We start from the raw sequence: 25,775 nt of genomic DNA on the forward strand, positions 1-25,775 counted from the left end.
CCTGACCACAGATCTGGTTGTCGCCGATGAACTCAACACGAATCTCACCGTCGGAACGTGATTCGAGATCGCGCGCAAATTCCAGAGCGCCAGCACGCTCGATCAAAAGGTTACGTGCGTTAAAGCCAGCCGCACCGAACTTAAGCGTGTGCTTAGGCTCTTTTGCGAAGCGCTTCTCGTATGTGGACTCAGCTGCAGACGCCAAGTTTGCAAGGCTCATCGCGCCGCCGAAGGCACCTGCTGCCATAAGCGTGGAGCTCATGCCGTACTGACCGGCAACCTTAAACAGGTCCCGACGTGTTAGGTGGTTGATTTTGTTACTTGTGCTCATAGCTATCTCCCGGTTTGCTAATTAATGAGACATTTTGTTTCAAAAAAAGGCTAGCTTACAATATCGAATTTGCATAGAGTTTTTTTGAATTGATCTTTGGAGGGCCTCCTGTGGAAGCGGATTTTATTGTTGTTGGAGCAGGCTCAGCAGGCTGTGTTCTCGCAAATCGCCTAAGCGCAGACCCTAAGAATAAGGTTATTTTGCTCGAAGCAGGTGGCAAAGATTCGAACCCTTGGATCCACATTCCAGTCGGCTACTTCAAAACCATCCATAATCCTAAGGTTGATTGGTGTTATAAAACAGAACCTGACGCAGGCTTGAACGGGCGTTCCATCGAATGGCCACGTGGTAAGGTATTAGGTGGTTCTTCTTCGCTGAACGGTTTGCTCTATGTGCGCGGACAATCGCAGGACTATGATCGCTGGCGTCAGATGGGCAATGTCGGCTGGGGTTGGGACGATGTACTGCCCTTGTTCAAACGCTCAGAAGCGAATGAGCGTGGTGCAGATGCGTTTCATAGTGATCAAGGCGAACTTTCGGTCTCCAACATGCGCATCCAGCGCCCAATCACAGACGCTTGGGTCGAAGCCGCGCAAGCAGCAGGCTACAAGTTCAATCCAGATTACAACGGGGCCGATCAAGAAGGCGTTGGTTTCTTTCAGCTGACAGCTAAAAATGGTTTGCGGTGTTCTTCCGCTGCCGCGTTTCTGCGTCCGGCAAAATCGCGTGAAAACCTGACCATCATCACACATGCCCAAGCGCAGAATATCCTTTTTGAAGGGAAGCGCGCGTCGGGCATCCGCTACAAAGACCGCTCTGGTAAAGATCAGATTGTCAAAGCGCGCAAAGAGATTGTGATCTCTGGTGGTGCGATCAATTCGCCGCAACTTTTGATGTTGTCCGGCATTGGCGATCCTGAACAACTGGCCGAGCACGGTATCGAGGTCGTTGCGCCGCTCAAAGGTGTTGGCAAGAATATGCAAGATCACCTGCAAGCGCGCCTTGTTTATAAGTCTCACGAACCAACGTTGAATGATGAGGTCGGTTCCATGTTTGGGCAGGCCAAGATTGGCCTCAAGTACATCACATCACGTTCTGGGCCAATGACGATGGCAGCAAGCCTTGCGACCGGGTTCCTGAAAACCCGCGATGATTTGGAAACGCCTGATATCCAGTTTCACGTCCAGCCACTTTCTGCTGAGAACCCCGGCAAAGGCGCGGATAAGTTCTCGGCCTTCACCATGTCTGTCTGCCAATTGCGTCCTGAATCCAAAGGCGAGATCAAACTGATAAGCGCCGATCCGATGGCGTATCCGACGATCCATCCGAATTACCTTTCGACGGAAACCGATTGCCGCACAGCCGTGGCAGGCGTCAACATCGCGCGCACCATCGCGCGGCAAGAACCGCTTGCTTCTAAGATCTCCGAAGAGTTCCGCCCGCATGCATCCCTCGATATCGACAACTACGATGAAACGCTGGATTGGGTGCGCAACAACACGGCCTCAATCTATCACCCGACAGGGACCTGCAAAATGGGCTGTGATCCTATGTCGGTCGTAGATGACAAGCTAAGTGTGCATGGGATCGAGGGGCTGCGCGTTGCTGATTGCTCGATCATGCCGGAAATCGTCAGTGGCAACACAAATGCGCCTGCAATCATGATCGGTGAAAAGGCAAGCGATCTGATCCTGAACGCTTGAACCCCAAGCTGCCCTTTTCCTTAAATATCCCGGGGTTGAATTGGCCTTTGGTCAAAAGGGGCAGTGCCCCTAACATAGCGGCGCGGCACGCGGCGCAATCCCTATTTCGGCATCATGCTCAACGCTTTGTTATACGCGCGCTATTCAGTAATTTCGGGATAATAAATCTCCCGCCAACGCTGCACTCGTAGGTTCATGATCCTCTTCCACAAACGCGGATACATCGCCGCCATTGTCATCACGGGATAGCCGTAAGGCAGTTGTGGCGCATCAGCCTTGGTATAATTCTGCAGCAACGGAAAGCGACGGTCAGGTTTGTAGCGATGATCCGAATGGCGCTGCAAATTGATCAACAACCAATTCGATGTCTTATGTGCTGCATTCCAAGATTGGCGCGGCTGTACGTGTTCGTACTTACCCTCGCCCAGATGTTTGCGGGTCAACCCATAGTGTTCAACGTAATTCACCAGCTCTAACTGCCAGATCGCCACGAAAGATTGGAAAATGAATAGGGCAAGACCAGCGTAGCCACCAAGCAGGCAGGCCAATAGCAAGAATCCAATTTGAAGCGCCCAATATTTGAAAAACGGGTTACTTAGGTCCGTCCAAGGCAAATCCTTCCGCGCAAGCATTACCTTTTCAGCATTGAAGGCTGAGTGCCAGCATTCGCGCAAAACACGTGGAAAGAAGCGATGGAACCCTTCCCCATAACGCGCAGTAACTGGATCGCGCGGGGTCGCAACGTAGCGGTGATGCACCAGCAGATGTTCTGACCGGAAATGCGAATAAAGCACCATCGCCAAGAGAGTATCGCCCAACCAACGCTCGCGTTTGTTCTTTTGGTGCATCAACTCGTGACTGTAGTTGATCCCGATCGTGCCTGAGCCGACACCGACGCTAAGGAAAAGACCGATCTTTTCCCAAGTCCCCAAATGCTCGGTTTGGCCAACATAATAGATCAAGCCAAAGATTGTCAGAAACTGGATAGGCACCCAAACACTGCATTAGCAGGACATACCACGACAGCTGTTCCTCTTCAGTTCCAAGACCGACCTTCTCAAGGTTCAGCCCGCCAATGATATCAAGCGCGGTGAACAGATACCGTGTCATCACAGGGATCACCAAAACCCACCATCCACCAGAAAACGCCACAAGCCAGATCGCGGGGATCAACAAGAACGACAACCAAAAGGGCAATGCGCTTTGCATTTTTGCGGCTGTTTCAGATGAGATCATGTCGTTTTGCTCTTAGCGCTGAGCGTACGGCCGATTTTAGGCGCATCTGAGGCCAAATCAAAGACTTTGCGCATCACGGTTGGTAAATCGGACACGCAAAAATCCTCCAAAGGCACAAAATCGCCAGCTTCTGATGCACGATCCATCGGTACCAGCGCAGTTTTAACCACCAAGCGCAGATGAAAATGGGTGAACGTGTGACGTGCCTCGCCAGCAAGCGTTTTCCATTGCGCCTTCATTGGGGGTTTCTCTGTAGGTTCGCCCTCGATCCAGTCAGTGCCGGGCCAGCCGAGCATACCGCCAAGTAGCCCTGCATTGGGGCGCGTTTCCAGCAAGTATGCACCGTCCACCCGCTTCGCAATATAAGCGATGCCTTTGCGGATCGGCTTGGCCTTTTTTGGTACCTTCTTTGGCAGCCCCAAATGCGTGCCAGCCGCTTGACCAATGCAAGGATTACGCCATGGACATAACCCGCAAGCAGGGTTCTTTGGCGTGCAAATTGTCGCCCCAAGATCCATCACAGCTTGCGCATAATCACCCGCGCGTTTTTGTGGCGTAAGCGCTTGGGCAAGTTCCATCAACTCGGGCTTAGATGTCGGAAGCGGCGTGTGAATATCATAAAGCCGCGACATCACACGTTCTACATTTCCATCGAGCACGGCTTCAGGAAGATCATAAGCGATAGAAGACACGGCAGCTGCGGTGTAAGGGCCAATGCCCGGAAGCGTCAAAAGCTCTGCGTGCGTATTTGGGAAAATACCATCGTACTCATCCGCAATTATGCGCGCGCATTTCAACAGATTGCGCGCTCGCGCATAATACCCAAGCCCGGCCCACTCGCCCATGACATCGGCATCTTTGGCAGCGGCCAAATCTGTCACGCTCGGCCAGCGTTGCGTGAAACGCACGAAATATTCCTTGACGGCCGCCACGGTTGTTTGCTGCAACATCACCTCTGACAGCCAGATGCGGTAAGGGTCAGGTTGTACTCCCGCACGCCGGTCTTGTGGGCTAACGCGCCACGGCATGAGGCGCGCATTATGGTCATACCATTCTAAAAGCGTCGAGGGGTCGGCGATCTCACGCAATGTTTATATACCTGTTTGTTCGGTTTTGCTGGAACCCAGCGCGTCGCCCTCTAAGATAGCGGAGAGAGATAAAATGCAAGGTAGGACAGATTCGATGGCGCAGCGCCGCGCACCTTCAAAAGGATTTGCTCGTACGTCGAGCCTTCTGACGCAGCGCATTCGCAAAGCGTCCGAGTCCCGTGGCTTTGCGCAGTCCCGTCTTTTGACCCATTGGGAAGAGGTGGTTGGCGAAGACGTTTCATCCATTGCGCGCCCTGTGAATGTGAGCTTCGGCCGCCAAGGGTTTGGCGCGACTTTGACGCTTCTCACGACAGGTGCCCAAGCGCCGATGTTGGAAATGCAAAAGGAACAGATCCGCGCCAAAGTGAATGCAGTCTATGGTTATAACGCGATCAGTCGCGTGAAAATCACGCAAACTGCCCCGACTGGTTTTGCAGAGGGGCGCGCTGTATTTGATCGCCCAGTGGCCCCTAGAAAACCAGAGCCGTCCCCCGAAATCAAAGCCGCCGCTGCGCAATCAGCTGGCGGTGTAAAAAGCGATGATTTGCGCAACGCCCTTGAGCGGCTTGCGCAAAACGTATTAACCAAATCACAAAATTGAGGAGAAGCCGAATGCTTCGCACCCTAGTCACCACCGCTGCTGCGGTTCTATTCAGCCTAAGCATGGCAACTGCACAAGAAGGCGACATCGCCGACATGATGCAAGGCAGCTCTGATGCGAAAGTCGAGATCATCGAATACGCATCCTACACTTGCCCACACTGCGCGTCTTTCCATGCAGGTCCCTACAAGGATTTGAAGAAGGATTATGTCGACACGGGTAAAGTGAAATTTGTTTTTCGCGAAGTCTATTTCGATCGCTTCGGTCTTTGGGCGTCAATGATCGCGCGCTGCGCGGGACCGGATCGTTTCTTCGGCATGACGGACCTGCTGTTCAAAGAACAATCACTTTGGTCGCGCGCGGGTGATCCTGCGGCGATTGTCGCGGAGCTTCGCAAGATCGGTCTCAAAGGTGGAATGGACGAGGCGCAGTTGAATGCATGCCTTGAAGACGCAGACAACGCGCAGGCTTTGGTCGCTTGGTATCAAGAGAACGCAGAGCGTGACAATGTACGCTCGACCCCATCATTTTTGATCAATGGTGAACCGTATTCAAACATGAACTACGCTGATTTTTCCGCGATCATCAAGGAAAAATTGGCGGAATGAACGCTCCTCTTAAGGGCCTGAAAGTCGTCGAATTGGCGCGCATACTGGCTGGCCCTTGGGCTGGCCAGACCCTTTCTGATCTCGGCGCAGAAGTGACAAAAGTGGAAGCGCCTCAAGGCGATGATACACGTCGCTGGGGTCCACCGTTTATCGAACGTGAGGGCGATACCTCTGCCGCCTATTTCCATTCTTGTAATCGCGGGAAGAAGTCAGTCATAATTGATTTTCGTACGGAAGACGGCCAAGCGCAGTTAAAAGCGCTGTTGGCTGACGCGGACATCCTGATTGAGAATTTTAAAGTCGGTGGTTTGGCCAAATACGGTTTGGACTACGCAACCTTGAAGGAAGAGTTTCCCGCATTGATCTATTGCTCTGTGACAGGGTTTGGCCAGACGGGTCCATATGCACATCGTGCGGGCTATGATTTTATCATCCAAGGTATGTCTGGACTGATGTCCATCACGGGTGAGCCGGGTGGTCAGCCACAAAAATCAGGCGTTGCGATTACGGATATTTTTACTGGCGTCTATGCTGTCTCTGGTATCTTGGCGGCGGTCTTTCAGCGCCAAACGACAGGCAAAGGGCAGCATATTGATATGTCTTTGTTGGATGTCGCAGCGTCGGTGACTGCGAACCAAGCGATGAACTATCTCGCGACGGGTGACGCGCCAGGGATGATGGGCAATGCGCATATGAACCTGACACCCTATCAAGTGTTCGATTGCGCGGATGGTTACATTATCATAGCCACAGGAAATGACCCGCAGTACCAACGTTTGTGTTTGCTGCTTGGTGTTGAAGGGATGGGTGTTGAAGCGCGTTTCGCGACCAATGCCGATCGTATCGCCAATCGGGATGAAATGACGCGGCTTTTGACTGTGCGCACGTCCGAGATATCAAAAGCGGACCTGCTAGCCGCTTGCGAAGCACACGGCGTGCCCGCCGGGCCGATCAATGATATGGGTGAGATGCTAGACGATCCGCAAATCAAAGCGCGCGGCATGCAGATTGAGTTGGATGGCATTCCGTCTGTGCGATCGCCCTTTGTGTTTTCGGATGCAAAATTAGCTTTGCATCGGGCCTCGCCCAAATTGGGCGAGGATGACGCGTAGTTGGTATTCGAATTGACTTTGGCAATCCGATGTAGGCGAGGGGCCAGCCCCTCGCACTGCCCGAGTTATTTATGGAGCAAAGAAGTACAGGTTCTTGTTGGCTGCGCGCTAATCTGTCACTGACGTGTTGGTGGTGGCTGAAGGGGCAAGATTGATGAGATTTGGGTTGGTTCTCTTATGCTTGGCCTATGTGCTAAGCCAGTTCTATCGTGCATTTCTGGCGGTCCTTACGGATGTTTTGGGCGCTGATATCGGGGCGACGCCTGATATGTTGGCGACAGCATCTGGATTGTGGTTTTTGTCCTTCGCTGTGATGCAAATTCCCGTGGGTTGGGCGCTTGACACGCACGGGCCGCGACGCACCTCGGCTACTTTGTTGCTTTTGGGCGGCGCAGGGGGTGCGGCTGTTTTCGCGCTTGCTACAACGCCAACGCATATCAACATAGCGATGTTCTTGATCGGTATTGGGTGTTCGCCTGTTTTGATGGCCAGCTTCTTTGTCTTCGCGCGGATGTATCCGGCCAAGATGTTCGCGACCTTGGGTGCTGTGATGATCGGGGTTGGATCGCTTGGAAATCTTGCTGGGTCTGTGCCTTTGACCTGGGCGGTTGACGTGTTTGGATGGCGGGAGACGCTTTGGGCGTTAGCGGCGGTGACAGTCTTAATTGCCGTGGGCCTTTGGCTAGTGCTGAAAGATCCACCTGTTATGGAGAGTGATGAAAAAGGTTCGGTATTGGATCTGTTCAAGATCCGCGCGCTTTGGTTCATCTTTCCGCTGATGGTGGTTTACTACGCTCCTGCTGGCGCGATGAGAGGGCTTTGGATTGGGCCCTATGTCACGGATGTCTTTGGCGGTGATGCTGGCTTTGCGAGCCTTTGGATGGGTGTTGCGATGATTGTTGGAACCTTCGCATATGGACCACTTGACCGTATGTTTGGCACGCGAAAATGGGTGGCGCTGTTTGGCAATGCGATGGCTTTTCTTTTTGTGTTGTTGCTGAGTCTTGGCATCGCGAAAGGCTATTGGAGCGCGGTTGCGCTCTTTGCAGCGGCTGGTTTCTTCGGCGTGTCCTTCCCTTTGTTGATGGCACATGGACGCGCGTTCGTTCCTGCGCATTTAGCAGGGCGTGGCGTGACTTTGATGAACTTGTTTGGCATTGGCGGTGTTGGGATTTGGCAATTGATCTCCGGCCGAATGCACGCGTCCTTGGCACCAAATGCGGCTAATGTTGCGGATCCCTATCAGATGATTTTCCTATTCTTCGCAGCGATGCTTGCCATCGGCATTTTGATCTATGCGTTTAGCGAAGATCGCATCGATTAAAGTCACAATTTCTACATCGCAGGGCATCCCCTCTTTTCCAAGGTCACACTTACGCGTATAGCGACCCCGTTGGTACGCGCCCGCGTGCCTTCACAACCCGTAAAGGAGAGACCCGATGGGGTATAAAGTCGTCGTCGTTGGCGCCACCGGTAATGTGGGCCGTGAAATGTTGAACATCCTGGATGAGCGTCAGTTCCCAGTGGATGAGCTAGCCGTATTGGCAAGCCGTAAATCTATGGGTACGGAAGTCAGCTTTGGTGAAAAAACGTTGAAGACGAGAGACTTAGACACGTTCGATTTCACGGGATGGGATATGGCGCTGTTTGCGGTTGGTTCTGAAGCGACCAAGAAATACGCACCTGTCGCTGCGAGAGTGGGCTGCGTTGTGATCGATAATTCCTCGCTTTATCGCTATGATCCTGACGTTCCTTTGATCGTGCCAGAGGTGAACCCAGAGGCGATTCACGACTACGCAAAGAAGAACATCATTGCGAATCCCAACTGCTCTACGGCGCAGATGGTTGTGGCGTTGAAGCCTTTGCATGACCGCGCGCGCATCAAGCGCGTTGTAGTGAGCACGTATCAATCGGTGTCTGGCGCTGGTAAATCCGGTGCTGACGAGCTGTGGGATCAGACCAAGTCGATCTACAATCCTACAGATGACAAACCACCACAGACTTTCACCAAGCAGATTGCGTTTAATGTGATCCCACATATCGACGTGTTCATGGACAGCGGTGAAACTAAAGAAGAATGGAAGATGGTCGCGGAGACGAAAAAGATCGTCGACACTTCCATCAAAGTCACAGCGACCTGCGTGCGCGTCCCAGTGTTCGTTGGCCATTCTGAAGCTGTGAACATCGAATTTGAGGATTTCCTTGATGAAGACGAAGCCCGCGACATCCTGCGTGAAGCGCCTGGCGTCATGGTGATCGACAAGCGTGAAGACGGTGGTTACGTCACGCCCGTTGAATGCGTTGGCGACTATGCGACGTTTATCTCGCGCATTCGTCAAGACAGCACAATCGACAATGGTTTGAACCTGTGGTGCGTGTCTGACAACCTGCGCAAGGGTGCTGCCCTGAACGCGGTGCAGATCGCCGAAACGCTTGGCAATCGTGTGCTGAAGAAGGGTTGAACGCTCTTAAGAGCATTCCTGAGGACCCCGCCTTTTTAAGGCGGGGTTTTTTGTGACCGATGCTGTTTCAAAGCCGGTGATATTGCATAACAACTGCAAAGTGGTTTTGGCTAAGCGCGTGTTCACTAATGCAAGGACAGCCCATGCGAGTCCCATTTATCATAAGTCTTCTTCTAAGCCTTTCAGCCTGTGCGACCATCAGCAAAGAAGAATGTTTGAACGACAATTGGGAAGAAATTGGGTTTCGCGACGGAACCAATGGGCGCACCAGTGATTACTTGCAAAAGCATGCGAAGGCCTGTTCGAAAACGGGAGTAAGTCCAGTTCAAAGTCTTTGGGAAAAAGGACGCCAAAGAGGGCTGCCAGCATATTGTGTTCCTGCGAAAGCCTTCTCTGAGGGTAAGAAAGGCAACAAGCTTCGGCCCGTCTGCCCTGCTTCGCAAATGAGCGCGCTACAAGCTGCTAACAGCAATGGATTGGAGTTTCACGAACTCACAGATGATATCGAACAGGCGCAATATAAGATCGATGAAATTGACCGTCGTGTGGTGGCTGAGGACAGTAGTGAAGCGCGTGCGTTTTTGTTGCAAGAAAGCAGAACACTATCGCAGTGGATTCGTTTGTTGGAACTGAAACGTTCTTTGATAGCAGCGCCCTAGAAACGCTCTGCCGTAGCACTTCGCAGTCGGTGATCGTCACGACACCGATATGGCGTCAACCACTTCAAATGCTGAGTCGAGCAACGTATCCAAGCGCTCAGGCTTGATGGTGCAGGCAACCTGCACCATGCCATCGCCGCGCCCGATGTTGTCTTCGCGTGTCCAAGTGCCAGAGCGACCAGATCCGCCAAAGACAAATAGAATAGCCAGAAACATCTGCTTTTTCTATCGCATCTGTCAGGCGCGAGAGCATGATTTTTTCAATCATAATAACAACGCGTTTTGCTTCGTGGGTTTGCATCGCATCAGCCTCCGATAACGATAGCGGCAAGCGCAAGATAAAGTGGAATGCCAATGATAAGATTGAAAGGGAAGGTCACACCAAGAGAGAGCGTGAGATAAACTGATGGGTTTGCCTCAGGCAGAGCGATACGCATTGTAGCGGGCACCGCGATGTAGGAGGTGGATGCACTTAGCACCATCAGCAACAGTGCACTGCTTAGGGCAAGTACAAGCAACACAGCTGCGCCAAGACCGAATATGGCTCCAATCATTGGCATTACGATACCAAAGGCGATCGCGCCCGCATCAAGCACGCCGCGCCCTTTGCGCAGGCCCCGTCCTGCGATAAAGCCCATATCAAGAAGGAGGGGGCAAAGCACACCTTTGAATGGCGTAATCAAGAGGGGGGCGATCTCTTTCAGGCCGTCTTCACCGGTGATTATTCCGATCAAGAACGCACCAATCAACAGAACTCCTAATGCGCACAAATACCTTTTTCAGGTGATTTTTAGCTAAATGGTACTTGTAAAAGAGAATGAAAAATTAAAGCGGTGAAAATTCTCGCGTATTTGAATCAAGGCATTCTAAAGTACCTTCCCCAATCTCAGTCCAAAGCCCATGAAGGGTAAGTTCTCCAGATGTGACGGCCTCCTCGATGAAAGGAAAGGACATCAAGTTTTCTAGTGACACGACAACGGCTTCTTTTTCCAACGCGGTCGGCAATGAAGCTGCGTCGTTTTCTTGGCTCACACGCTCGTAACCAGGTCGCAGAATATCCATCCACCGGCCAACGAAACTACTCGATTTCTCAAGCTCGGGCGCATTCCCAGTACACATGTCTAAACAGCCTTGAATGCCACCGCAGTTGGAATGCCCAAGTACGATAATATGTGCCACTTTCAGCGCAGTGACCGCATATTCAATAGCTGCGGACGTGCCATGATGATCACCGTCGGGTGCGTAGGCGGGTACGAGATTGGCAATATTACGGTGGATGAAAAATTCACCTTGGTCTGCGCCAAAAATTGACGTCACATGAACACGACTATCGCAGCATGAAATCACCATTGCACGCGGGCGCTGGCCTTCATTCGCAAGTCGCTTGTACCAGGCACGATTTTCCGAGTGGGTCGTCGCTTTCCAGCCGTGATAGCGTTGGACAAGGTAACTGGGTAGCGGTTTAGCATAGCTCATCGGTAACGCCCCTTCATTCACGTTTCATCCGCGATACGCTGAATTTGAAAGAATTTCGAGAGAAAAAAGCGCGCTGCCTAAACCTTTTGGGAAGAACGTTGTCTCATAGAGGTTTGGCCGTGGGGGCGAATTCGGGGTGAGCCAATGGAACAGATAACACCAATGCTGCCGCGCGAAAGCGTGCGCTTAGATGCAGAACAACTTGAACTGCTTTATACAAAGCTGGGTGAGGATGTGGCGGACAATGTGTTCTGCCGCGCAATGGAAGAAATGGCGATCCGCATCAAGCAAAGCAAAAAGCTATATGCGGCAGGCGCGACACTAGAATTGCGACGGACCATTCGATCCTTGATTACGATTGCGGATCAGGTCGGGTTGAACACGCTCTCGCGGGTCTCAAAAGATGTCATAACCTGCATCGACATGAATGACTGGGTGGCTCTAGGCGCGACATCCTCGCGACTTTTGCGCAACTCTGATCAGTCTTTGATAGCTATCTGGGACATGCAGGATATTCCGATTTAAGGCGCAAGGATTGGCAAGATTTGGCGCGCATTGAATTCGGTGCTTGCAGGGCAGGGCGAAGCAGATAGCTTGGCAGCATTCGTAAACATCATGAGAATGCACCCATGTCCCTGAAATTTGCAAAGCCCGATGCACCCAGTTTGCCCTTAACGTTGGTTTCTGGCGATGGTTTGAAAAAGTGGTTGGCAGATCAGCCAGGCCAAGTTCAAAATTGGGTACGTGCAAGCGGCTTTACAGCCGGTTTTGGGGCATCTGTGACTTATCCATCTGAGGCGGGGGAGAGTGCTGGCGCTCTTGTCGGATATGGAACGCAAACTGCAAGATCACGCTCCCGCTTTGCTTTAGCGCGTGCACGTATGTCGCTTTCTGAGCAGACATTTCATTTGGTCACAGATTTGTATGACGACGCCCTGAATGTTGAACTTTTGGGCTGGCTCCTCGCAGGTTACACATTTGATCGTTACAAATCTCAAAGCGGTGCAAAAGCCGATCTGATATGCCCTGATTCAGCAAACGCAACAGAGTTGGAAGCGATTGCAGCAGGCGAAGCGCTGACGCGAGATCTGATCAACACGCCCGCCTCTGACATGGGGCCGCCTGACCTAGAAGAAGCCGTACGAAGTTTAGCGAAATCACATGCCGCTGACATCACTGTCATCGAGGGCGATGATCTCCTCGCGCAGAACTTCCCGATGATACACGCAGTTGGTCGCGCGGCGTCACGTACCCCTCGGCTCATTGATATGCGCTGGGGCAAGGCAGGGCCAAAGCTAACGCTTGTTGGTAAAGGTGTGTGTTTTGATACGGGCGGTTTGAACCTAAAGCCGGGCAGTTCCATGGGGTTGATGAAGAAGGATATGGGCGGCGCGGCCACCGTGCTTGGACTTGCGCATATGATCATGTCGCTGAATGTGCCTTTGCAATTGCGCGTGCTTGTGCCCGCGGTTGAAAACTCCATCAGTGCGGATGCGTTTCGCCCACAGGATATCTTGACCTCACGCAAAGGGCTCACGGTTGAGATCAACAACACAGACGCGGAAGGCCGCCTTGTTTTGGCGGATGCGCTGGCCTTGGCGGATGAAGACACCCCTACTGCGATTATTTCAATGGCAACACTGACGGGCGCGGCCCGCGTCGCAGTGGGCCCCGATCTTGCACCTTATTATGCTCAAAGCGACGCTAGCGCTGCGGCCTTGGAAACTGCTGCAAAGCAGGTGCAGGATCCGGTTTGGCGCATGCCGTTTTGGGATCCATACGAGGAGATGATCGAACCTGGCATCGCGGACCTCGACAATGCGCCTAAGGGTGGATTTGCAGGCTCCATCACGGCGGCCTTGTTTTTGCGTCGCTTTGCAACTGAAACACCTAACTACATACATTTTGATATTTACGGCTGGCAACCCAGCAGCGCGCCAGCACGCCCCAAAGGTGGCGTAGGCCAAGCGTCTCGGGCGCTACTCGCGGCACTGCCAAAATTGCTAGACCTGTGAGCGATCCACGCCTTACCCCTGCAAATGGTCGTGTCGCCGCTGAAATGTTGCGCGATACGGTTCCTGCCGACGCTTATGTCAAAGGGGCGGTGCGTCAGGTATCGGTGCCAGTTGCCGATCTTTTACGCGCGCCGGATGGCCCACGGGATCGCCAGTTGCTGATGGGCGAAACACTGAACGTGTTGGAAGATCGGGAAGGCTGGTCTTTTGTGCAAGCCGACAAAGATGGCTATTGTGGATACCTTCAGAGCGCGCAAATCAGTGCTATAGAGACCACGACCCATTGGATCAATGCGCCCTCCAGCCATCTTTATGAAGAAGGAAAATTCAAGTCCCGTGACCAAGATGCGCTAAGCTTTGGTACCAAGATCGCGGTCATAGAAATGCACGCACGTTTTGCGCAAACGTCGCAGGGCTATATACCAAGACGACATTTGAAAGAGATTGGCGAGGTCGAGCGCAGCCCAGCGCAAATCGCGCGTCTGTTTCTGGGAACGCCCTATCTTTGGGGTGGCAACAGTCGCTTTGGGATTGATTGTTCGGGGCTGGTTCAAGTCGCGTTGATGGCCTGTGGGATAGACTGCGCTGGCGATAGTGATTTGCAAGAACGAAGTCTTGGGTGCACAGCCAGCGGCAATCCAAAGGCGGGCGATCTGCTGTTTTGGAAAGGCCATGTAGCGATGTTGGCGGACACTAAAACGCTGATCCACGCGAATGCACATCATATGTCTGTGGTGTTGGAGGGTTTGGATGTTGCGCTTGCGCGTATTGCCGCCCAAGGCGACGGCGACGTCACGCGTCATGTGCGTCTTTAGTCAACCGCACGGATGAGTTTGCGTTCAAGCACGCGCAACACTACGCGCAAATCATTGCCGCGTTTTAGGATCTGCCCGTCCATCCCAACGACTGAATACTGCCCTTGTTTATTGCGAAGTTTGGGGCACTTTTCGATCCGATAAAGTGGGTTCTCAGCAGTGCGTTTGAACACGGAAAACACGGCCAAGTCCTTTAGGCAAGAAATCCCGTAATCGCGCCATTCGCCAGCCGCGACCATCTGCCCGTATAGCGACATGATTAGTCCGAGTTCGGTGCGATGAAAAGCCACCTGCATGTGCGCAGGACTAGGATGCAATGGAATGGGAGTTTGATCGGTCATAGCTTCACATTTGCGCCGTTTTGGATTTAAATCAAGCATCTCTTAAAACCGTACCGATCCAGCAGAAACAAGAAAGCAAGAACAATGCTAATCCGAGCTGTTGAGAAACGAGACCACCACCACCTGTGGACGATGCTGAAACCCGTGTTTCGAAGTGGCGAAACATATGCCATTGACCCAGAAATTTCAGAGCAAGACGCGCTAAGCTACTGGACGGGAGCAGATGCAGGTTGCTTAGTGATTGAAGAGAAGGGCGAGCGACTTGGCACTTACTACTTGAAAACCAATGCCCAAGGCGGTGGCGCTCATGTGTGTAATTGTGGCTTCATCACCGCGCCGAACTCTGCTGGCAAGGGCGTCGCGCGCGCAATGCTCACCGATGCGCTCACCCGCGCGAAAGCGAAAGGCTATCAGGCGATGCAATTCAATTTTGTGCTGTCCAACAATACCCGCGCCATCGACATTTGGACGCGCGCTGGTTTTGACACTGTGGGCCGCTTACCGCACGCATTCAAGCACCCCAAGGACGGGATGATTGATGCGCTTGTGATGTTCAGAACACTGTAGGCTTCATCATGCCCTTTAAACTCAAATTCTCATATCATTCCTAGCGCTGCGCTTTGGCATGAAAGATAAATCCGAGAAAATTCAACAATAGTTGCGCCGCCAAAATCTGCGTACTCTCACTTGGGTCATAAGCGGGCGCAACTTCAACAAGGTCGATCCCTATAATCTTATTGCGCGCGGCCAATCCTTGTAAGATCTGTAGGACGTCGTAGTAAAGGAACCCGCCATGGCTTGGCGTGCCCGTTCCCGCGGCGATAGAGGGGCAAAAGGCGTCAATGTCGATTGTGACATAGATCCGCGTACCCTTTGGGATGCGATTCAAAACAGCCTCTGTACCCAATTTGCGCACCTGTCGCACAGATAAAATGTCAGACCCACGCTCGCGTGCATCCTCATAGCCTTCTTTCGCGGTGGACGACACATTGCGAATGCCAAGTTGGGTCATGCCGCTGACATAGGGCTTCTCAATCGCGCGACGCATGGGGTTGCCGTGGCCTTCGGTGACGCCGTGGCGTTCATCAACGAAATCCAAATGCGCATCGATTTGAACGACATGGAATGGCTCTTGCTCAGAAAACGCATTAATGCAGGGAATGTTGATCGAATGATCACCCCCAATGGTCACCGGCAGTGCGCCCGCTTCCAAAACCTTGCGCACGCCGTGTTCAATGTTGGCATGGCTTTCGGTGGTCTTGGTATGAATAATATCCGCGTCGCCAATATCCACGATGCGCACGTCACTACCCAAATATGTGGCGTCATCCTCGTGATCATAGGCACCCGCGTGGCCAAAGCTGAACAAAGTCGACGCTTCGCGCACAGCACGTGGCCCAAAACGCGCTCCCGGGCGCCACTGGGTGCCGAAATCAAAAGGCGCTCCAAGAACAGCTACGTCCGCGTCAATCGCATCCCAATCCGCCACATAAGGTTTCTTGGCAAAGGTCGAAATACCCACGAAGGGCAGGTTCAAACGACCCGTTTCATAGTCATTCTCGGACATCTCTTATCTCCCTGGAATTTCGCCGCGACGCTCGCCCGCGCCATCCCAGTTCTCAATCGCGTCAATTGCTTCCTCAGCTGTTTCAACAAAACGGAACAGGTCGAGATCTTCTGCCGAAATCGTACCCGCTTCGGACAAAGCATTCCAGTTGATAATGTTCTCCCAGAACTGGCGACCAAAAAGCAGAACAGGAACCCGCTGCATGCGTCCCGTCTGAATGAGCGTCAAAGCCTCAAAGGTTTCATCCAGTGTGCCAAACCCACCTGGAAACACGCAAATCGCTTTAGCGCGCATAAGGAAATGGATCTTGCGGATCGCGAAATAGTGGAAGTTGAAGCACAGATCCGGCGTGACGTATTCATTGGGGGCCTGCTCGTGGGGTAGTACGATGTTTAAACCGATGGACGAACCACCCGCATCCATCGCACCACGGTTTCCCGCTTCCATCACACCGGGTCCACCACCTGTGACAATAACATCTTCTTTGCCATAGGACTTCATCGATTTTTCGGTCATTACACGGGCAAACTTGCGCGCTTGATCGTAGTACTTTGACAGGCCCGCCAAAGTCTTGGTCCTTGCAGAGCTCTTATTCGCAGGCTCTGGAATACGTGCGCCACCAAAGAGCACAATCGTGCTTTCGATCCCGCGCTCATCCATGATCAATTCAGGCTTGAGCAATTCCAATTGCAAACGCACAGAGCGTAGCTCGTCGCGACACAAGAAATCCTCATCCGCAAAAGCCAACTTGTAGGCAGGTGCGCGGGTTTGTGGCGTATCTGGCACTTGCTCGGTTGCTTGGCGGTCTGTGCCTGCATCGCGGAAGGGGCTTTTCTTATCGTCTTTCATGTCTCACGTCCTTTAAATCGGCTTATGTCATGTCTAACGAGCCATTGTGCACCTTGCCAGACACGATCGCGATTGCGCCAAGGGGGACTTTGTTGTCTAAAGCCGCAAATTCAATGTAGCGAGGGAATTCCATGTCTAATGCACAGCTAGAAACTGCCATCGAAGCGGCCTGGGAGGCACGCGACACCATTTCACCCGCCACCACAGGCGAGCAGCGCGAGGCGATTGAAGATACGCTGAACGCACTTGATGGTGGTAAGCTTCGCGTTGCTGAAAAGCAGGCGAGTGGCGACTGGCACGTGAATCAATGGGCCAAGAAGGCCGTTCTCCTTGGCTTCCGTATCAAAGATATGGAGCAGCAAAGTGGTGGCCCACAAGGCGCTGGCTGGTGGGACAAGGTTGATAGCAAGTTCAAAGGCTGGGGCGACGATCAGTGGAAAGAAGCGGGGTTTCGCGCTGTTCCAAACTGTATTGTTCGTAAGTCCGCCTTCATCGCGTCGGGTGCGGTCTTGATGCCATCTTTCGTAAACCTCGGCGCGTATGTCGATGAAGGTACGATGGTTGATACTTGGGCTACCGTCGGGTCGTGCGCACAGATCGGCAAGAACGTGCACCTCTCCGGCGGTGTCGGCATTGGTGGTGTTTTGGAACCAATGCAAGCGGGTCCAACAATCATTGAAGATAACTGCTTCATCGGTGCGCGTTCTGAGGTTGTTGAAGGCTGCATCGTGCGCGAAGGCTCCGTCCTTGGCATGGGCGTATTTATCGGCCAGTCCACCAAGATCGTTGATCGTGAAACAGGTGAATTCACATATGGCGAAGTGCCAGCGGGCTCGGTCGTTGTTGCGGGTTCCATGCCAAGCAAGAATGGCGTGAACCTGTATTGTGCGGTGATTGTGAAGCGTGTTGATGCGCAGACGCGCTCCAAGACCAGCATTAACGAGTTGCTGCGAGACTAAATCAACAAAGGCAAAGGCGCTGTGATCGGTGCCTTTGCTGTCTAGCCTTTAATTAGGTGAGTAAATATTGCCGAACCACTTTCTGAGCAGGTCGTCGTAGGTTCCATCCACGCGGAATTTCAACAGAACCTGATCGATCTCTTCTTTCAGCAGGCTGCCGCTGCTTAGAACAATTCCGTAATTCTTAGGACGATACGTGCGCTCTATTACGCGGGCTTTGCCTTGGCGTTGTACTGTTGTTAGTAGGCAAGGATGGGCCCGTCGAAGAAGACGGCGTCAGCTACACCAGCCTCAAACGCTTTGAACATTTCGTAGGGTGAGGCATAATCGGCAAACACCAACCCATTTGCAGTGAGGAACGCAGCACTTGTTGAGTTCGTCACATTCGCGACGCGGCGATTTTCTAAATCACGCAGGTTTTGTACATTGGAGCTAAGCACGTTTACGGTGATCGTAGCGGTGCTGGAGGCGACAAAAATCGACACGATAAACAAGCTTGACAGGACCAACAGCACCGCGAGCATGCCCCCGAACGTTGAGCACGGCACGCGTTCCTCAAATTCCCCGTTAACGACCGATTGAGCGCCTACTAGAATGAGGGAAACAACGCTTCGCGCGCGGGTTCGTCGAAATAGGTTTGTACGCGACGCTCAAAAAACCACAAGGCCAAGCCGTTTATAACGATGAGCGCAATATCCCAAGTGAATAAAGCAGCAAAGGTGCTGGCCCCCGATCCTTCGTTTGGGATCATAATTTTGATACCGCTGCCGAAAATGGGTTGGGTGAAATCCATCTCGCGTTCGCGCTCTGTCGTGATGGAAATATTAGCAATCGCCCCATCCACATCACCTGTTTTGACCTTGGTGAGAATTTGGCCGAACAAATCTTGCGGTTCAACCACAATGTCGCGTCCGATATCCTCCCCGATTGCGCGCATCAGGTCTATGCTGAACCCGCGCAATTCAGGTGTATCCGCGAAAGGAGGGCGGTGTACAGTTGCGAAGACCAACGGGTCATCCGATTACGCCGCTACTGACACAGCCAAAGAGAGAAGCGTCAAAAAGGTCAGAGCAATGCGTTTCAAATATGCCATTGGTGCAGGGTCCGTCGTAGTGTGAGAGCTCGCGCGAGACTGATAGGTTTAGACCCCATTCATCAACCAACCGCGATGCTTGACGCAAGGAAGTGCAGCAGATACGCCCTAACTAATGTCTGATAAGCCCAAAAAACCCCGCAAAAAGCAACAAGTCTTCACGCTTTTGGTGCAAGCTGGTCGCTCTAGCGGTGACGGTTTTCCCGAAGGTTCAAGCGGGGCGGCCCTAATGATTTACGCCTCCGGTGTTGATGAAGCGGAAGCCGTGCGCGAGACCGTCGCCATCTTAAAGCAGGCGGATGTCGCGCCTTTGGATGTCACCGGATACGGCACGCTCGACGAACGCATGGCCGAAGGGCACGACATTTCTGATGATGAACGCGCATTGATACAGCGCGCGCTTGATGAGAATTCCGTTATCATCGCTCAGATGACGCCTTTGTTTGACGATAAGCCTGCGCATTAAGCGGCGCGCATTGCAGCTAGTGTAATGGCCTCATAGGGGCGCAAGATCTGGGTTGCAGACGCTGTGTGCTCTGGCAAAAAATTGTGCGGCAAAGTGGACAAAGATGTGCGTTGAAAGATATCTTTGCGTCTGCGCAGACGTCCAATGAACAGGATTTCCAAACAGAGCTCACTTGCGATAAACTCCTCGTTTTCAGAGAACAAAAGCTGAAAATATGTCATTGTGCCAGTTGCAGGCTGTGCAATAGCTGGCGGTGCCATTGATCAGGTGTTACGCGGGGATAAGGACTTCGTCGCAGCCGAATGTGTATTCGGCATTAGAGCCACCAAAGATCAAACGCTGGGCGCCCGCCATGACCAAATCGGATTGCAATACGAAGTAAGGCGCGCGTAGACGCACAGGCGCGAAGCTGCCAAAGGCTGGCGTGGTGTTCTTGAACACACCCAACACAGGAACAATGTCGCCGCCGGTGCTGATCGCTGTATCCCCGGGCTTCATCATACCAATCTTGCGATAGCATAGAGGTTTTAGAACTGGCGTGTGGTAATCTAGGGTTGACGAGGGAGCAACATGAATTGGACCTTGATGAAAGCCGATATAGGGTAGGTTTTGCGCCACCTCTGCACTGCGCGTTTCCGCAAGTGCCTCAAGAATAAGCGCGCCAGGCATTGGGATGCATCCGGCTAAATCGTGGGTGAACAACGCGTCATCGTCGGGATATTTAATGGATAGAAAGCCGTCACCGGACGTCGAATTCCAATTCAGGGTTAGGCGGAAACTATCCGTACGTGATTGCAACGTGTGAGAGATCAGCGCGTGAAACACTGACGCGCCCGAGCTGATCAAAATGGAAAATTCCTCGTCCGGAATTGATTGAATTCGTAGCAAGGAAGGTTCGGGATGCAGGCTCGCAACTTCCAAAAGCGTGGCGGCACGCCGATTAGACGGCAAGGGTGCCTCAAGCACTAGAGCCGCTGTTTCAATCATGATTTCTGGAGTGATCGATGCATGTGCAGCCGCTGTGTCGCGTCCACCCCTATAGGCAAGCCATCCCATTACGCGACACGCCCCAACAGAAGATCCGCTTTATGTTTGCGCAACATCTGCGGCGCCGATCTTGATCGAATTTGTGCCTGCGTTAATTGGTGTTACTGATGAAAAGGTTGCTGTTATCGCTGGCGTTTAAGTTGCTGGGATCAGCGTCCCCATCGCCAACTGTCAGGTTGACTTGGGCTCCGTTGATCCAAACGCCGATCATATCTTGATAAAGCGGATTCATATATTCTGGGTACTCTTCGGATGCGAAAACGAACTGCATCGTCATGAAACCAGCAGTTGGCGAGGTAAAATCCACCTCAAGAAAAGACGCGTCATAGGTATTTGCACCTGCAGCTGCGTTGAAATCTGAATCGTTGTTAACGCCAGAGGTGTTCGTCGAGCGGTTTGGATCGCCATTGCTTTGTGTGAAACGGTCCGTGCGACCTATGGATAGGATAACTCCTGTGTCACCTGGTGTTGCATCAGGGGATAAGGCGTCGCCGTTCGAATATATCGCCGAACTGTTATTGTCGCCTGAATAGCTCGCGCCTGTGACGGTCACACCGCTGCCAAAGATGGCATTCGCCATCGCCAACACGGATGCGCTTGTGTTGTAACCTAGCTCTGCGCCGGTTGCTGGCATGCCTCAATACCTTTCGTATTGAGACAGTTCAAACTGCTCTACGCCCGCATTTTTGCGGATCATTTTTGGGTGGCCACGTTGGAACTGTACTGCTGTTTGCCCTGCCTCGGGTCAATTTATTAACGAAACGCTAAAATGGACCGCTGGCACACAGGAACAGTGTTATCGGCAATTTGTGGGTGTATGCGGGTGAGGCGTCCCTTTTTGGTCACAATTATTTCAACCAATTGCATCACTTAGCGCGGGGCGGTAGCAAGGTTCCAACCACGCTCGCCCCATAGGAAATGCTTATGCAACCCATCGATCCCGTCAAACTTACTGCCGATCTTATCCGTTGCCCGTCTGTGACGCCGGAAGAAGGCGGTGCTTTGATTCTTCTGCAAAAGTTGTTGGATGATGCAGGTTTTGAGTGTTCGCGCGTCGATCGTGCTGGTATTTCCAACCTGTTTGCGCGTTGGGGGAGTAAGGGCGCGGCGAAGACCTTCGGCTTTAATGGACACACTGACGTTGTGCCGATTGGCGATCAAACAGCATGGACGCACGGGCCGTTCAGTGCGGATATCGTCGATGGCATAATGTATGGGCGAGGCACGACCGATATGAAGTCTGGCGTTGCTGCTTTTGCAGCTGCTGCGATTGATTTCGTCGCAACGACACCACCAGACGGCGCGGTGATCTTGACGATTACCGGCGATGAAGAGGGCGATGCGCTCGATGGTACGACCGCCCTGCTCGACTATATGGAGCGTGAAAACGAACGGATGAGCGTGTGTTTGGTTGGGGAGCCAACCTGCCCGAACGAGATGGGCGAAATGATGAAAATCGGCCGTCGTGGTTCGCTGACGTGCTGGTTTGAGGTCACGGGAAAACAAGGCCATTCCGCCTATCCACACCGCGCCAAAAACCCTTTGCCTGCACTTGCACGCCTAATGGATCGTCTTGCCAGCCATGAGCTGGATCAAGGTACAGATCACTTTGATGCTTCCACCCTCGCGGTTGTCACGATCGACACGGGCAACCCTGCGACCAATGTGATCCCCGCTAATTGCCGCGCCACTGTGAACATCCGTTTCAACGACCTTCACTCCGGCGCAAGCCTGTCCGAGTGGCTTCAAGCCGCAGCGGACAATGTCGCATCCGAGTTCGACACGCCTGTCACCCTCAAAATCAAAATCAGCGGTGAAAGCTTTATCACGCCACCCGGCCCACTTTCCGATCTCATCGCCAAATCCGTCGAAGCAGAGACAGGTGTAACCCCCGAAATGTCCACCACAGGCGGCACATCTGATGCACGCTTCGTAAAAAACCATTGCCCTGTTGTGGAGTTCGGCCTCGTTGGTAAAACCATGCATCAAGTTGATGAAAACGTCCCAATCGAGCAAATCGCGCAGCTCAAAAGTATCTACGAACGCATTCTGAAAGACTACTTCGCATGAGTGTCGTCCAGACGATTGACATTGCGACGTGTCAGCTTATCCGTAAAATTGTCTTCACTGATGAACAAGGTGTGAGCACCGAAGATGAAGTCGATGGGATGGACGAAAGCTCTTTCCATTTCCTGTCCTATGTGGAAGGAAAACCCGTAGGCACAGCGCGCGTGTCTATCAAAGATGGCTCTGCCAAAATTGGCCGCGTTTGCGTGCTGAAAGAGGTGCGTGGGACCTATCAAGGCCAAGCCTTGATCCAAGCCTGCCTCGACTGGGCGCGCGCCGAAAACCATCCGCGCGCAGTTCTTGGCGCACAGCTTAATGCGCTTGGGTTCTACGAAGGGTTCGGTTTCAAAGCCTACGGCGAGGTGTTCAACGACGCAGGCATCGATCACCGTATGATGGAGCTCTCTCTATGAGGTCCAAGCTGGTCATTATGGTGAAAGAGCCCCATCCCGGTCGTGTGAAAACGCGCCTGGGTCGCGACATCGGCCTCACCGTTTCCGCATGGTGGTTTCGTCATCAGATTGGCGCTTTGTTGCGCCGGATCGAAGACCCCCGCTGGGACACAATCCTCGCCGTCGCCCCTGATGTTGAGGGCCTCACCAGCCGCATTTGGCCCGCCCATCTCCCCCGTGTCGCGCAAGGTCGAGGTGATCTTGGCTACCGCATGTCGCGTCTCCTGCGAGGTCTCCCCGCTGGCCCCGTCTGCATCATTGGTGCCGATATTCCCGACATCACCCGCCCTCACATCGCGAAAGCTTTCAAAGTGTTGGGCAATCACGAAGCAGTCTTCGGTCCTGCGCCAGATGGCGGCTATTGGCTCATTGGGATGAAGCGCGCCCGTCCCCCACACCGCGATATTCTCACCAACGTGTGCTGGTCTTCCGAGCACGCGCTAACAGACAGCGCGCGCTCTTTGGGGGATGTTAATATCGCTCATGTTGCGACCTTGCGGGACGTTGATACAGTGGATGATCTGAAACTTCTGTAGCTCTCCGCTCACCCGTGTTAAAGCGCGCGTATGAGCAAATTACCCAACAAAGCCGCGATCCTGCAGTGGATCACTGACAACCCAACCCAAACCGCCAAACGCGATATCGCGAAGGCATTTGGCATCAAAGGGGCCAAGCGGATTGATCTCAAGCGTATCCTGAAAGAGCTTGAAGCAGAAGGGCATCTCACCAAACGTAAAAAGACGGTTCGCGATCCTGATAGCTTGCCGCCTGTTTCTGTCTTGCAGGTTATCGGCCCTGACAGCGACGGCGATCTCAAGGCCAAAGCGATGGAGTGGGAGGGTAAAGGCGCAGAACCTGAAATACTGATCATCCCCAAACAAGGCGACAAAGCGTTGGGCGCGGGTGATCGCATCTTGGCGCGCGTGACCAAGATCAAAGGCGCAGGAAACCTTTATGAAGCTCGTCTTATTCGTCATATCGGAGCTAATCCTGAACGTATCCTAGGTGTCTTCCGCCAAGGCCATGAAGGCGGGCGCATCCTGCCTATCGACAAAGGAGCTTCCAAAGAATGGGAAGTGCCCGCAGGCGCTGCTGGCGGTGCGAAAGATGGCGAATTCGTAGAAGCGGAACTCATTGGCACAAAGGCCCGCATGGGCCTACCGCGTGTTCAGGTGGTCGCGCGTCTTGGGGATCCAACAGCGCCTAAAGCCGTTTCCCTGATAGCGATCCATCAGCACGGAATCCCCGATCATTTCCCTGATGAAGTGATCGCAGAAGCAGACGCGAAAAACCCCGCTGGCCTAGAATGCCGCAAGGATCTACGCGATTTCCCACTCGTCACAATCGACCCTTCCGATGCGCGCGATCACGATGATGCGTGCTATGCCGAACCCGATACGGGCCCTGCCAATAACGGTGGTCACATCCTTTGGGTAGCGATTGCGGATGTTGCACATTACGTGACGCCGGGGTCCGAATTGGACGTAGAGGCGCGCAATCGCGGCAACTCCAGCTACTTCCCGGATCGCGTTGTGCCTATGCTGCCGGATCGCTTGTCTGGTGATCTTTGCTCGCTCCACGAGGGCGTGTCGCGGGCCTGTATCGCGGTACGCATTGTCATTGATGCTGATGGCCAGAAGCTATCCCATGAATTTTTGCGTGGCCTGATGAAGTCTCATGCCTCACTGAATTATACCGAGGTTCAGCAGGCAATGGACGGAAATCCCAATCAGAAGACAGCGCCGTTTGTCAGCCCAGTTCTGCGCCCACTCTACGCCGCTTACGGTGCTTTGAAAAAGGCGCGGGCGCTGCGTCAGCCGCTGGAACTGGATTTGCCAGAGCGTAAGATCATTTTGGACGACGAAGGCAAAGTCACGTCCGTTGCCTTTGCAGAGCGCTTTGATGCGCATCGCCTGATCGAAGAATTCATGGTGCTGGCCAATGTCTGCGCAGCGGAAACTTTGATCGAAAAGAAGCAGCCGCTTTTGTTTCGCGTGCATGAAGAACCCTCGCAAGAGAAATTAAATGCTTTGCGCGAAATAGCGCAAAGCGCGGGTTTGAACATGGCGAAGGGGCAGGTCTTGCAGACCAAGCACCTCAACCAGCTTTTGCGCCAAGCAGCCGATACGGACGAGGTAGAGCTGATCAATATATCGACCCTGCGCTCCATGACGCAAGCGTATTATTCCCCTGAAAATTTTGGTCACTTCGGCCTCGCGCTACGCAAATACGGGCATTTCACCTCACCCATTCGTCGCTATGCGGACCTGATTGTGCACCGTGCTTTGGTCACTGCACATGGTTGGGGCAAGGATGGCCTGACGCAAAACGATGCGGATGGTCTGAAAGAAGCGGGCGAACATATTTCCCAAACCGAACGTCGCTCTATGATGGCGGAACGTGACACGACGGACCGCTATCTGGCCGCGTTCTTAAGCGAATATGTTGGCGAAGAATTGGGTGGGCGCATTAGCGGTGTCGTCAAATTTGGTGTCTTTGTGAAACTTGACGCGACGGGGGCCGATGGGCTTGTGCCTGTCCGCTCTTTGGGGCGCGAGTTCTTTCATTTTGATGCAGATAGCTCCACCCTTATGGGATCCGATTCAGGCTTTGTGATCGGGCTAGGGCAACGTGTCACGGTCAAGCTGGCTTCAACCACACCGCAAACGGGTGGGGTCGAGTTGGAGATGCTGACGATTGACGGTCAAGCCCTGCCCAAAGGTGGCGGTGGCGGTCATCGTGGTCGCGGCAAACCCGTCCGGCGCAAAGAGAAAACCTCCAAACTCAAGACGGATAAGGTGAAGCGCAAGGTTAAGCGGCAACGCTAA

At 53.0% G+C, this 25,775-nt stretch carries 27 protein-coding genes and 5 pseudogenes; 17 read left to right on the forward strand and 15 right to left on the reverse strand.

Going from position 1 to position 25,775, the window contains the following annotated elements; translation table 11 throughout:
• Positions 1-331 (reverse strand): annotated as a pseudogene (locus QZ280_RS03895) (TRAP transporter substrate-binding protein DctP); the annotation flags it as partial.
• 110 nt (positions 332-441) lie between these two features.
• On the opposite strand from QZ280_RS03895, the gene QZ280_RS03900 reads away from it, so the two are divergent.
• Positions 442-2,034, forward strand: coding sequence for a choline dehydrogenase (locus tag QZ280_RS03900; protein ID WP_293441234.1), 1,593 nt, complete (start codon positions 442-444; stop codon positions 2,032-2,034).
• Positions 2,035-2,174: 140 nt separating this feature from the next.
• On the opposite strand, the pseudogene QZ280_RS03905 reads toward QZ280_RS03900, so the two are convergent.
• Positions 2,175-3,270: pseudogene (locus QZ280_RS03905) on the reverse strand (alkane 1-monooxygenase).
• On the reverse strand, positions 3,267-4,358 hold the full coding sequence (gene mutY, locus QZ280_RS03910; protein WP_293441235.1) for an A/G-specific adenine glycosylase: 1,092 nt from the start codon (positions 4,356-4,358) through the stop codon (positions 3,267-3,269). The pseudogene QZ280_RS03905 and the gene mutY overlap by 4 nt, the downstream one beginning before the upstream one ends.
• Positions 4,359-4,452: 94 nt before the next feature.
• On the opposite strand from mutY, the gene QZ280_RS03915 reads away from it, so the two are divergent.
• The 6 genes from QZ280_RS03915 to QZ280_RS03940 all read left to right on the forward strand — a co-directional run bounded on the left by QZ280_RS03915 (position 4,453) and on the right by QZ280_RS03940 (position 9,800).
• Positions 4,453-4,959, forward strand: coding sequence for a DciA family protein (locus QZ280_RS03915; protein WP_293441236.1), 507 nt, complete (start codon positions 4,453-4,455; stop codon positions 4,957-4,959).
• A gap of 62 nt (positions 4,960-5,021) precedes the next feature.
• Positions 5,022-5,567: a DsbA family protein gene (locus QZ280_RS03920; protein WP_293441679.1), complete on the forward strand. Its 546-nt coding sequence runs from the start codon at positions 5,022-5,024 to the stop codon at positions 5,565-5,567.
• On the forward strand, positions 5,564-6,679 hold the full coding sequence (locus QZ280_RS03925) for a CaiB/BaiF CoA-transferase family protein (protein WP_293441237.1): 1,116 nt from the start codon (positions 5,564-5,566) through the stop codon (positions 6,677-6,679). The genes QZ280_RS03920 and QZ280_RS03925 overlap by 4 nt, the downstream gene beginning before the upstream one ends.
• Positions 6,680-6,833: 154 nt before the next feature.
• Positions 6,834-8,003, forward strand: coding sequence for an MFS transporter (locus QZ280_RS03930; protein ID WP_293441238.1), 1,170 nt, complete (start codon positions 6,834-6,836; stop codon positions 8,001-8,003).
• 115 nt (positions 8,004-8,118) lie between these two features.
• Positions 8,119-9,141, forward strand: coding sequence for an aspartate-semialdehyde dehydrogenase (locus QZ280_RS03935; RefSeq protein ID WP_293441239.1), 1,023 nt, complete (start codon positions 8,119-8,121; stop codon positions 9,139-9,141).
• 215 nt (positions 9,142-9,356) lie between these two features.
• Positions 9,357-9,800 carry a DUF2799 domain-containing protein gene (locus QZ280_RS03940; RefSeq protein ID WP_293441240.1) on the forward strand — a complete coding sequence of 148 codons (444 nt, stop codon included), beginning with the start codon at positions 9,357-9,359 and terminating at the stop codon, positions 9,798-9,800.
• Between the two features lie 10 nt (positions 9,801-9,810).
• Here QZ280_RS03940 and QZ280_RS03945 read toward each other — a convergent pair.
• From QZ280_RS03945 to QZ280_RS03955, 3 genes and pseudogenes are all read right to left on the reverse strand, one after another.
• Positions 9,811-10,101 (reverse strand): annotated as a pseudogene (locus QZ280_RS03945) (transcriptional regulator); the annotation flags it as partial.
• A gap of 4 nt (positions 10,102-10,105) precedes the next feature.
• Positions 10,106-10,555 (reverse strand): annotated as a pseudogene (locus tag QZ280_RS03950) (sodium-dependent bicarbonate transport family permease); the annotation flags it as partial.
• 70 nt (positions 10,556-10,625) lie between these two features.
• The gene (locus QZ280_RS03955) at positions 10,626-11,276 is read right to left on the reverse strand and encodes a carbonic anhydrase (protein ID WP_009830820.1); all 651 of its coding nucleotides are present in this window, start codon (positions 11,274-11,276) and stop codon (positions 10,626-10,628) included.
• Between the two features lie 144 nt (positions 11,277-11,420).
• Here QZ280_RS03955 and QZ280_RS03960 point away from each other — a divergent pair, with 144 nt between their 5' ends.
• The 3 genes from QZ280_RS03960 (at position 11,421) to QZ280_RS03970 (ending at position 14,106) form a co-directional block, all read left to right on the forward strand.
• Positions 11,421-11,801, forward strand: coding sequence for a hypothetical protein (locus QZ280_RS03960; protein WP_293441241.1), 381 nt, complete (start codon positions 11,421-11,423; stop codon positions 11,799-11,801).
• 104 nt (positions 11,802-11,905) lie between these two features.
• Entirely contained in the window at positions 11,906-13,291 is a 1,386-nt protein-coding gene (locus tag QZ280_RS03965) for a leucyl aminopeptidase family protein (protein WP_293441242.1), read from the forward strand.
• A complete protein-coding gene (locus QZ280_RS03970; protein WP_293441243.1) occupies positions 13,288-14,106 on the forward strand; it encodes an NlpC/P60 family protein in 819 nt (272 codons plus the stop codon). Before QZ280_RS03965 ends, QZ280_RS03970 begins: the two co-directional genes overlap by 4 nt.
• Here the strand turns inward: QZ280_RS03970 and QZ280_RS03975 are convergent.
• Positions 14,103-14,447 (reverse strand): DUF2794 domain-containing protein, encoded by a 345-nt coding sequence (locus QZ280_RS03975; RefSeq protein WP_293441244.1) that lies wholly within the window; start codon positions 14,445-14,447, stop codon positions 14,103-14,105. The genes QZ280_RS03970 and QZ280_RS03975 overlap by 4 nt on opposite strands.
• 84 nt (positions 14,448-14,531) lie before the next feature.
• Between QZ280_RS03975 and QZ280_RS03980 the strand changes: the two genes are divergently transcribed.
• Complete coding sequence (locus tag QZ280_RS03980) at positions 14,532-15,014, forward strand: GNAT family N-acetyltransferase (protein WP_293441245.1); 483 nt, start codon at positions 14,532-14,534, stop codon at positions 15,012-15,014.
• Between the two features lie 40 nt (positions 15,015-15,054).
• Here the strand turns inward: QZ280_RS03980 and speB are convergent, their stop codons facing one another.
• Positions 15,055-16,014 (reverse strand): agmatinase, encoded by a 960-nt coding sequence (speB, locus tag QZ280_RS03985; protein WP_293441246.1) that lies wholly within the window; start codon positions 16,012-16,014, stop codon positions 15,055-15,057.
• 3 nt (positions 16,015-16,017) lie between these two features.
• Complete coding sequence (locus QZ280_RS03990; protein WP_293441247.1) at positions 16,018-16,863, reverse strand: TIGR00730 family Rossman fold protein; 846 nt, start codon at positions 16,861-16,863, stop codon at positions 16,018-16,020.
• Positions 16,864-16,994: 131 nt separating this feature from the next.
• On the opposite strand from QZ280_RS03990, the gene dapD reads away from it, so the two are divergent.
• Positions 16,995-17,822 carry a 2,3,4,5-tetrahydropyridine-2,6-dicarboxylate N-succinyltransferase gene (dapD, locus tag QZ280_RS03995; RefSeq protein WP_293441248.1) on the forward strand — a complete coding sequence of 276 codons (828 nt, stop codon included), beginning with the start codon at positions 16,995-16,997 and terminating at the stop codon, positions 17,820-17,822.
• A gap of 48 nt (positions 17,823-17,870) precedes the next feature.
• Here dapD and QZ280_RS16215 read toward each other — a convergent pair.
• The 3 genes and pseudogenes from QZ280_RS16215 to QZ280_RS04005 form a co-directional block, all read right to left on the reverse strand.
• Positions 17,871-18,035, reverse strand: a pseudogene (locus QZ280_RS16215) (transporter substrate-binding domain-containing protein); the annotation flags it as partial.
• A 26-nt stretch (positions 18,036-18,061) separates the two neighbouring features.
• Positions 18,062-18,370 (reverse strand): transporter substrate-binding domain-containing protein, encoded by a 309-nt coding sequence (locus tag QZ280_RS04000; protein WP_293441249.1) that lies wholly within the window; start codon positions 18,368-18,370, stop codon positions 18,062-18,064.
• A gap of 41 nt (positions 18,371-18,411) precedes the next feature.
• Positions 18,412-18,831: a transporter substrate-binding domain-containing protein gene (locus QZ280_RS04005; RefSeq protein ID WP_293441250.1), complete on the reverse strand. Its 420-nt coding sequence runs from the start codon at positions 18,829-18,831 to the stop codon at positions 18,412-18,414.
• Between the two features lie 199 nt (positions 18,832-19,030).
• Between QZ280_RS04005 and QZ280_RS04010 the strand changes: the two genes are divergently transcribed.
• Positions 19,031-19,381: a hypothetical protein gene (locus QZ280_RS04010; RefSeq protein ID WP_293441251.1), complete on the forward strand. Its 351-nt coding sequence runs from the start codon at positions 19,031-19,033 to the stop codon at positions 19,379-19,381.
• On the opposite strand, the gene QZ280_RS04015 is transcribed toward QZ280_RS04010, so the two are convergent.
• From QZ280_RS04015 to QZ280_RS04025, 3 genes are all read right to left on the reverse strand, one after another.
• Positions 19,378-19,641, reverse strand: a complete 264-nt coding sequence (locus QZ280_RS04015) for a hypothetical protein (protein WP_293441252.1) — start codon at positions 19,639-19,641, stop codon at positions 19,378-19,380. The two genes, QZ280_RS04010 and QZ280_RS04015, sit on opposite strands and share 4 nt — an antisense overlap.
• 10 nt (positions 19,642-19,651) lie before the next feature.
• Positions 19,652-20,437, reverse strand: a complete 786-nt coding sequence (locus QZ280_RS04020) for a hypothetical protein (RefSeq protein ID WP_293441253.1) — start codon at positions 20,435-20,437, stop codon at positions 19,652-19,654.
• 82 nt (positions 20,438-20,519) lie between these two features.
• Positions 20,520-21,062 (reverse strand): choice-of-anchor L domain-containing protein, encoded by a 543-nt coding sequence (locus QZ280_RS04025; protein ID WP_293441254.1) that lies wholly within the window; start codon positions 21,060-21,062, stop codon positions 20,520-20,522.
• Between the two features lie 290 nt (positions 21,063-21,352).
• Between QZ280_RS04025 and dapE the strand changes: the two genes are divergently transcribed.
• Genes dapE through rnr form a run of 4 tightly spaced genes read left to right on the forward strand, consistent with a single transcriptional unit; the run spans position 21,353 to position 25,775 of the window.
• A complete protein-coding gene (dapE, locus tag QZ280_RS04030; RefSeq protein ID WP_293441255.1) occupies positions 21,353-22,498 on the forward strand; it encodes a succinyl-diaminopimelate desuccinylase in 1,146 nt (381 codons plus the stop codon).
• The gene (locus QZ280_RS04035) at positions 22,495-22,908 is read left to right on the forward strand and encodes a GNAT family N-acetyltransferase (protein WP_293441256.1); all 414 of its coding nucleotides are present in this window, start codon (positions 22,495-22,497) and stop codon (positions 22,906-22,908) included. The genes dapE and QZ280_RS04035 overlap by 4 nt, the downstream gene beginning before the upstream one ends.
• A complete protein-coding gene (locus QZ280_RS04040; RefSeq protein WP_293441257.1) occupies positions 22,905-23,483 on the forward strand; it encodes a TIGR04282 family arsenosugar biosynthesis glycosyltransferase in 579 nt (192 codons plus the stop codon). Before QZ280_RS04035 ends, QZ280_RS04040 begins: the two co-directional genes overlap by 4 nt.
• A 30-nt stretch (positions 23,484-23,513) precedes the next feature.
• Positions 23,514-25,775 (forward strand): ribonuclease R, encoded by a 2,262-nt coding sequence (rnr, locus tag QZ280_RS04045; protein ID WP_293441258.1) that lies wholly within the window; start codon positions 23,514-23,516, stop codon positions 25,773-25,775.

It is taken from the genome of Planktotalea sp. (genome assembly GCF_018607995.1).
In the GTDB taxonomy this organism is placed as follows: Bacteria; Pseudomonadota; Alphaproteobacteria; order Rhodobacterales; family Rhodobacteraceae; genus Planktotalea.

Coding starts and splice junctions, on each gene's coding strand:
- QZ280_RS03915 (WP_293441236.1), top strand. CDS start 4,453: ATGGCGCAGCGCCGCGCACCTTCAAAAGGATTTGCTCGTACGTCGAGC.
- QZ280_RS03920 (WP_293441679.1), top strand. CDS start 5,022: ATGGCAACTGCACAAGAAGGCGACATCGCCGACATGATGCAAGGCAGC.
- QZ280_RS03925 (WP_293441237.1), top strand. CDS start 5,564: ATGAACGCTCCTCTTAAGGGCCTGAAAGTCGTCGAATTGGCGCGCATA.
- QZ280_RS03930 (WP_293441238.1), top strand. CDS start 6,834: ATGAGATTTGGGTTGGTTCTCTTATGCTTGGCCTATGTGCTAAGCCAG.
- QZ280_RS03935 (WP_293441239.1), top strand. CDS start 8,119: ATGGGGTATAAAGTCGTCGTCGTTGGCGCCACCGGTAATGTGGGCCGT.
- QZ280_RS03955 (WP_009830820.1), bottom strand. CDS start 11,276: ATGAGCTATGCTAAACCGCTACCCAGTTACCTTGTCCAACGCTATCAC.
- QZ280_RS03960 (WP_293441241.1), top strand. CDS start 11,421: ATGGAACAGATAACACCAATGCTGCCGCGCGAAAGCGTGCGCTTAGAT.
- QZ280_RS03965 (WP_293441242.1), top strand. CDS start 11,906: ATGTCCCTGAAATTTGCAAAGCCCGATGCACCCAGTTTGCCCTTAACG.
- QZ280_RS03975 (WP_293441244.1), bottom strand. CDS start 14,447: ATGACCGATCAAACTCCCATTCCATTGCATCCTAGTCCTGCGCACATG.
- QZ280_RS03980 (WP_293441245.1), top strand. CDS start 14,532: ATGCTAATCCGAGCTGTTGAGAAACGAGACCACCACCACCTGTGGACG.
- speB (WP_293441246.1), bottom strand. CDS start 16,014: ATGTCCGAGAATGACTATGAAACGGGTCGTTTGAACCTGCCCTTCGTG.
- QZ280_RS03990 (WP_293441247.1), bottom strand. CDS start 16,863: ATGAAAGACGATAAGAAAAGCCCCTTCCGCGATGCAGGCACAGACCGC.
- dapD (WP_293441248.1), top strand. CDS start 16,995: ATGTCTAATGCACAGCTAGAAACTGCCATCGAAGCGGCCTGGGAGGCA.
- QZ280_RS04010 (WP_293441251.1), top strand. CDS start 19,031: ATGTCTGATAAGCCCAAAAAACCCCGCAAAAAGCAACAAGTCTTCACG.
- QZ280_RS04015 (WP_293441252.1), bottom strand. CDS start 19,641: ATGGCACCGCCAGCTATTGCACAGCCTGCAACTGGCACAATGACATAT.
- QZ280_RS04020 (WP_293441253.1), bottom strand. CDS start 20,437: ATGGGATGGCTTGCCTATAGGGGTGGACGCGACACAGCGGCTGCACAT.
- QZ280_RS04025 (WP_293441254.1), bottom strand. CDS start 21,062: ATGCCAGCAACCGGCGCAGAGCTAGGTTACAACACAAGCGCATCCGTG.
- dapE (WP_293441255.1), top strand. CDS start 21,353: ATGCAACCCATCGATCCCGTCAAACTTACTGCCGATCTTATCCGTTGC.
- QZ280_RS04035 (WP_293441256.1), top strand. CDS start 22,495: ATGAGTGTCGTCCAGACGATTGACATTGCGACGTGTCAGCTTATCCGT.
- QZ280_RS04040 (WP_293441257.1), top strand. CDS start 22,905: ATGAGGTCCAAGCTGGTCATTATGGTGAAAGAGCCCCATCCCGGTCGT.
- rnr (WP_293441258.1), top strand. CDS start 23,514: ATGAGCAAATTACCCAACAAAGCCGCGATCCTGCAGTGGATCACTGAC.